Consider the following 6,360-nt stretch of genomic DNA (forward strand, 5'->3'; position numbering starts at 1 on the left):
GTTGTTCCCTAGTCAAAATCATACGCTTCATTGACAGAAATGGCACACCACTTCCGCCTGTCCATCTTCCTCGATCAAACGCTCCAGTTCCGCTTGGCCCAGGCTGACCAGCGTTTGCTCTACCCGGTCACGGGAGCACTGACAGCGAAACATGATGTCCATCTCTTCGAGAACCTCTACATCGGGAAGCAGCTGCTTCAGCATATCCTCCAGCTCCAGCCCTTGGTCCAACAGGGTGGTTACCGGCGGAATCGCGCTTACCGCCTGCTCGATCGCCGTGATTTCCTCATCGGAAAGGCCCGGAAGCAGCTGAATGATAAAGCCGCCGGCCACGAGCACGGAATTGTCGGGAGCGACGAGTACGCCCAGGCCAACCGCAGTAGGGGTTTGCTCCGATACGGCAAAATAATACGTAAAGTCCTCTCCGAGCTCTCCCGAAATAATCGGTACGCTTCCGCGGTAAGGCTCTTTGAGGCCCAGGTCTTTAGTTACGTGCAGGTATCCCTCACGGCCAACCGCGCCGGCTACGTCGAGTTTTCCCTGGCTATTGCTGGGCAAATGGACATGCGGATTAGTGACATATCCCGTCACTTCGCCAAAGGAGTTGGCTTCCACGACGATCTGTCCGATTGGTCCGTCGCCCTTGACTTGAATGCTGAGCTTTTCCTTGCCCTTCAGCATGGCGCCCATCATACCAGCGGCTGTCAGCGTGCGCCCCAGCGCCGCTGTGGCGGTAGGCCACGTATCATGCCTTCTGCGAAGCTCCTCCACGAGAGCCGTCGTTCTCACCGCGAAAGCCCGGACCCGTCCATTCATGGCCGTGCCCCGGATGAGGCGGTCCTGTTTGTTTTCCATTATGTGTACTGCCTCCTTTATTGGATGAGCCGGGAAGGCTCTGCCCTTATCTATCTATTTTACCGCAAAACAGGCCTTTTTGGTGATCCGGTTGATCTTTCTGGCAATTCAGCGGTTGCGCTCATAAATAATCCGGAGACCGTCGAGCGTCAGCAGCGGATTCACTTCCTGGATGACCTTCGTTTCGCTGGCGATCAGATCCGCCAGTCCGCCCGTTGCGACCACTTTCAGGGAGGGCACCTGCATCTCGCCGCGAATCCGCTCTACAATGCCTTCAACCTGCCCGGCGTATCCGAAAATAATGCCTGCCTGCATCGCATGGACTGTATTTCGTCCGATGACCTTTTTGGGCTTCTCCAGCTCAATCCGAGGCAGCTTCGATGCGCGCTGATACAGCGCTTCGGTCGCAATGCCGATGCCCGGCACGATCAGGCCGCCGAGATAGGCGCCTTTGGGATCGATGCAGTCAAATGTGGTAGCCGTGCCAAAGTCGATCACGACGAGCGGGCCCTGGTACTTCTCCACGGCGGCAACGGCGTTGGCGATCCGATCGGCCCCGACCTCGCGCGGATTTTCGTAACGCAGATTGAGCCCGGTTTTAATCCCCGGTCCCACGATGAGCGGCGAATGGTGGATATATTTTTGGCACATCTCCTCAATGACATGGACCATAGGCGGCACCACCGAAGAAATGATCACGCCCTCAATGTCGCTGACCGGGATCCCGGACATCTGAAACATGTTCCGGAACATAATGCCGTACTCGTCCGGCGTGGAATGATTGACCGTGCTGAGACGGAAATGATGCAATAGCTCCCGGTTTCTGTATATCCCTAAGACGATGTTCGTATTCCCGATGTCGATCACCAGAATCACGGGGGCTATCCCTCCTTCACCGCATTGAGGTCGAGGCTGATGTCCAGACTGTCGAAGGAATACGTCAGTCTGCCGACCGAAATGACGTCGACGCCGCAGGCCGCGATCCCCTTCACAGTCTTCAAAGACACGTTGCCGGAGGCTTCCACGGTCACATGCGGGGACTTGGCCTTAATACGCCGGACAGCCTCTTTCATCAGATCCTGGCTCATGTTATCCAGCATGATGATGTCCGCACCGGCTTCCAGCGCTTCCTCAACCTGCTCAAGCGACTCCGTCTCCACTTCGATGGTCATCGTATGAGGGATAAACGCCCGGGCACGCTCCACGGCCTTGCGGATTCCGCCGGCGCCTTTAATATGGTTGTCCTTGATCATCACAGCATCATACAGCCCGAAGCGGTGGTTGGCTCCCCCGCCGACGCGGACCGCGTATTTCTCCAGCATGCGGTGTCCCGGCGTCGTCTTCCGGGTATCGACCAAGCGGGTAGGCAGGCCCTCCAGCGCATCCACGAACGAACGTGTCCGGGTCGCAATGCCTGACAGGCGCTGCAGCAAATTCAAGGCCAGCCGCTCCCCCGTCAAAATCCGGTGCGTGCTGCCTTCCACGACAGCGAGTACCGTTCCCTTCTTTACGAAATCGCCTTCCGATACTTGAGGCGTGAACGTGAGCGCCGGGTCCACGACTTGAAACACAAGCTCCGATACGGGAAGTCCGGCTACCACGCCATCTTCCTTGGCATGAATGATTCCCTTGGATTCATGTCCTGTCGGGATGGTCGACAGCGTCGTCACATCTCCCGATCCGACGTCCTCTCTCAGCCACAGCCGGATGGATTCCACAAGACTTTCATCATATCCGTTAAACGTCATCGCTGATTTCCTCCACTATTTCTTGATCCCGCCGCTGCAGCAGATGCTTGCGCCAGCCTTCGTCATCCCGCAGGGGGAAGTCTTCGCGGTAATGCGCCCCACGGCTCTCTTCCCGGGACAATGCCGCGCTGGTCACCAGCAGACTGCTGGTCAGCATGTTGGCAAATTCAAATTCCTCACGCTTACTCAGTCCGGACTGGAAAATCGGCAGCTGGCGCTTCAGTTCATCCAGCCCCTTCAGCAGCAGCGTCTTGTTCCGGCGCAGTCCAACATAACGCACCATGACTTTCTGAAGCTTGAGCCGGCGCTCTACAATGGCCTGCCTTGGCGATTCAAGGCGCCCCTCATCGACCCGGATATCTTTGGGTTCCCAGTCCAGCGGGGACAGTTCCCGCAGGCGATTCACAATACGCCGTCCAAACACGATCGCTTCGGAGAGCGAGTTACTGGCCAGTCGGTTGGCGCCGTGCACGCCGGTCGAGGACACTTCGCCGCAGGCAAACAGCCGCTTGATGCTGCTCTCACCATTCAGGTCCGTTTTGACGCCGCCCATCATATAATGCGCAGCCGGAGCCACTGGAATCCAGTCCGTCGACATATCCAATCCGTAAGTCATGCACGTTTCGTAAATGGTCGGAAACCGATGCTTAAGCATATCCTCCGGCTCATGGGTAATATCCAAATAGACGAAGGTGGATTTCGTTTCTTCCATTTCGCTGAGGATCGCCCGGGCGACGCACCCGGATAACAGAGAGCCGTCGGGTGAAACTGAATAAACTCCATATCACGTACCTCAGCCCCCGCCCGATAGGCAATCGCTACACCATCGGCCGTGGCCACTTCCGGATTGGTGGTGTACCGGTAGAGCTGTCCCGCGCCGCCGGAACAAAGCAGGGTCGCGTTCGCCTGCACAAAGATCCGCTGCCCGTCGGGACGCTGAACCAGTGCTCCCTTGCACTCGCCGTCTTCTGTAATAACGTCTATTACAAAGTGATGCTCCCATACCTCAATATGATCATGCTCCGCGACCTTCTCCGCCAGGGCTCTGACAATTTCGTAGCCGGTCGCGTCCCCGTTGGCATGCAAAATCCGCCGGTGGCTGTGCGCGCCTTCCTGGGTCAGGGCAAGCTCCCCGTTCTCCAGGTCAAACGTTGTGCCGAGCCGGATCAGCTCCTTGACGCCCTCAGGGCCTTCATTGACCAAGAGGTCCACCGAGGAGGATGAACACAGCCCTGCCCCTGCCATCAGCGTATCCTGCCGGTGATACTGTGGGGAATCGTCCTCCGAAATGACCGCGGCAATCCCCCCTTGTGCGTACCGGGTGTTGCTTTCGAGCAGTGCCTTTTTCGTGATCATGATGACGTGCCGGTCCTGGCTTGCCTGAATCGCCGTAAACAGTCCGGCTATGCCCGAGCCGATGACGATGACATCCGTCTTGGTCCGGGGCAAAGTCTGCAGATCAAAGTCAACCAGATATTGTGGAATCATGTGCCTGTTCACCTGTCTTAAGAGAAAGAGTAGCGCATGCTACTGTACTTGTAACATGCGCTCTAAAGAAGTTCTGGCTTTATCTGCAACAACCGGCGGCACGTAGATTTGCGGCTTCATGGTTTCCAGACACTTCACCAGTTTTTTCAGATTGTTCACCTTCATGTTCGGGCATACCAAAAACTTGGTGGCGAAATGAAACTCCTTATCCGGGCTGTCGAGACGAAGCTGGTATCCGGTACCGTCTTCGGTTCCGACGATAAACTGTTTGCTGCTTGATTTTTTGCAGTATTCCAAAATTGCCGTAGTGCTGCCGACGAAATCGCCCATAGCCACGACCTCCGGACGGCATTCCGGGTGTACGACAAACTCGGCGTCGGGATATTTGGCTCTCATCTCCACAACGTCTTTTACCGTCAGCATATCATGCGTATTGCAGTACCCTTCCCAAATGATGAGCTTCTTGTCGGTATGCTGCTGCACATAGTGACCCAAATTTTTGTCCGGTACCCAGATGATCTCATCGGAATCGACCGATTGAATCACTTTTACCGCATTGGAAGAGGTACAGCAAATATCCGTTTCCGCCTTGATCTCTGCCGAAGAGTTGATATACGTAACCACTTTGGCGTAGCCTGCACGCTCATCCGGAATCAGCACCGTTTTGTTCGGAGCCAGAATCTTAGCGCTTTCACCCATAAAATGAACGCCGCAGAAGACGATGACTTCCGCATCGGTTTGAGCCGCTTTCTGGGCGAGCAGGAAGGAATCGCCACGGAAATCCGCTACTTCCTGAATTTCATCCCTTTGATAATAATGCGCCAAAATAATGGCGTTTCTTTCCTTCTTCAGCTTAAGCAGCTTCTCCGTCAGTTCCCGCTTTTGTTCCTGCTTATGCTCCAGTGCCAGAGCTTCCACCAGTAACCCACTCCCTCTGAAATCCCATGATTTTACCCGGTTGATGGCTTCATAACCTCATAACATCATGAATAGTTTGTGAAAATTCTCCCAAAGTTGCCCGTTGCAACCTCGAGACCATCTTGTTTATCAACTAATTTACACAAGGTTCACGATACTGTCAATTGACTAAAATGATCTTTATATGCTATCTAGCCGAAAGAAAACAAAGCTTCCCGCTCGATTCCGTCCGATTAGGCCGCCTCGCTTCTGTTTGGAGCTTGCAGCCGCCCCAATCGCTACTATGCCTCAAAAAAATTAACTGGTGCGACAGAGTTAAGGCGGAACGCTATCGGCTTCAATGCTTGAACACCCCAAATGGCCGCCGCTCTTATTTCCTGGCAAACGACACAAAAAACCCGGGGACGGCTAACCGTCTCCGGGCTGTTGTTGCATTGGGATTAGGATCTGGATTCCGGCGGTGTTCCGCCGTTGCCCGAACCTGGATTCTCATTCGTCCCATCATTGTTATTTGGAATGTCGCCCGGTGTATCCGTGTTGATATCGCTAGGCGGGTCATTCGACAAGTTGGATGGAACATCGTTCGGAATTTCTTCCGTTGGCAGGCTGGTATTATCCTTGCCCTGAATGCGTACACGCACGTCACCGACGTTGTCGATCACTGGGGCACCGCTTTCGGAAGAACCTTCACCATCTCCGCCCTCTTTCGGACCGTCTTCGGAAAGATAACCCTGCTCGATCAATTCCTTGATTTGATCCAGCTCCAGCGTTTCCTTCTCAAGCAGCGTGTTGGCGATGAGGTGAACCTCTTTCGAGTACTTGGTCAGCAGTTCTTTCGCCCGCTCGTAAGACTCGTTTGTCATGCGTTGCATTTCCTGGTCGATCTCGTAAGCGATCGAATCACTGTAGTTCTGCTCGTGACCGAGGTCGCGGCCCAGGAATACCTGACCTTGCGTGGACCCGAATTGAAGCGGTCCAAGCTTCTCGCTCATACCGTATTCCATAATCATGCTGCGGACGATACCCGTAGCCTGCTGGAAGTCACTGTATGCACCGGTTCCGATTTCACCGATAAACAGTTCCTCGGAAACCCGGCCGCCCAGGAGACCCGTTACTTTATCAAGCAGCTCCTGCTTGGTTACCAGCATCCGGTCTTCCTTCGGCATCATGATCACATATCCTCCGGCGCGTCCACGCGGAATGATCGTTACCTTGTGCACCATATCGGCATGCTCCAGGAAGTAGCCCACGATCGTGTGGCCGGCTTCGTGGTAGGCGACAATCCGTTTCTCCCGGTCACTGATCACGCGGCTGCGCTTCTCCGTACCGACGATAACACGGTCAATCGCTT

General features: G+C 54.9%; 4 protein-coding genes and 2 pseudogenes. All 6 read right to left on the reverse strand.

Features of this window, described 5'->3' with window-relative positions:
* Window positions 1–8: 8 nt before the first annotated feature.
* Window positions 9–855: pseudogene (hslO, locus tag CPT76_RS07190) on the reverse strand (Hsp33 family molecular chaperone HslO).
* Window positions 856–963: 108 nt separating this feature from the next.
* Window positions 964–1,731, reverse strand: coding sequence for a type III pantothenate kinase (locus CPT76_RS07195; protein WP_105442423.1), 768 nt, complete (start codon window positions 1,729–1,731; stop codon window positions 964–966).
* Between the two features lie 5 nt (window positions 1,732–1,736).
* Entirely contained in the window at window positions 1,737–2,603 is an 867-nt protein-coding gene (gene nadC, locus CPT76_RS07200) for a carboxylating nicotinate-nucleotide diphosphorylase (RefSeq protein WP_105442424.1), read from the reverse strand.
* Window positions 2,593–4,091 (reverse strand): annotated as a pseudogene (locus CPT76_RS07205) (L-aspartate oxidase). The gene nadC and the pseudogene CPT76_RS07205 overlap by 11 nt, the downstream one beginning before the upstream one ends.
* A gap of 39 nt (window positions 4,092–4,130) precedes the next feature.
* The gene (locus CPT76_RS07210; protein WP_105442425.1) at window positions 4,131–5,009 is read right to left on the reverse strand and encodes a quinolinate synthase NadA; all 879 of its coding nucleotides are present in this window, start codon (window positions 5,007–5,009) and stop codon (window positions 4,131–4,133) included.
* A gap of 440 nt (window positions 5,010–5,449) precedes the next feature.
* A partial coding sequence (locus CPT76_RS07215; protein ID WP_483870038.1) for an ATP-dependent metallopeptidase FtsH/Yme1/Tma family protein occupies window positions 5,450–6,360 on the reverse strand: 911 nt, incomplete at its 5' end.

It is taken from the genome of Paenibacillus sp. AR247 (genome assembly GCF_002968895.1).
Lineage (GTDB): Bacteria > Bacillota > Bacilli > Paenibacillales > Paenibacillaceae > Paenibacillus_AQ > Paenibacillus_AQ favisporus.

What these genes read in the sequence shown, in the direction of transcription:
- nadC (WP_105442424.1), bottom strand. Translation starts at nt 2,603, where the DNA reads ATGACGTTTAACGGATATGATGAAAGTCTTGTGGAATCCATCCGGCTG.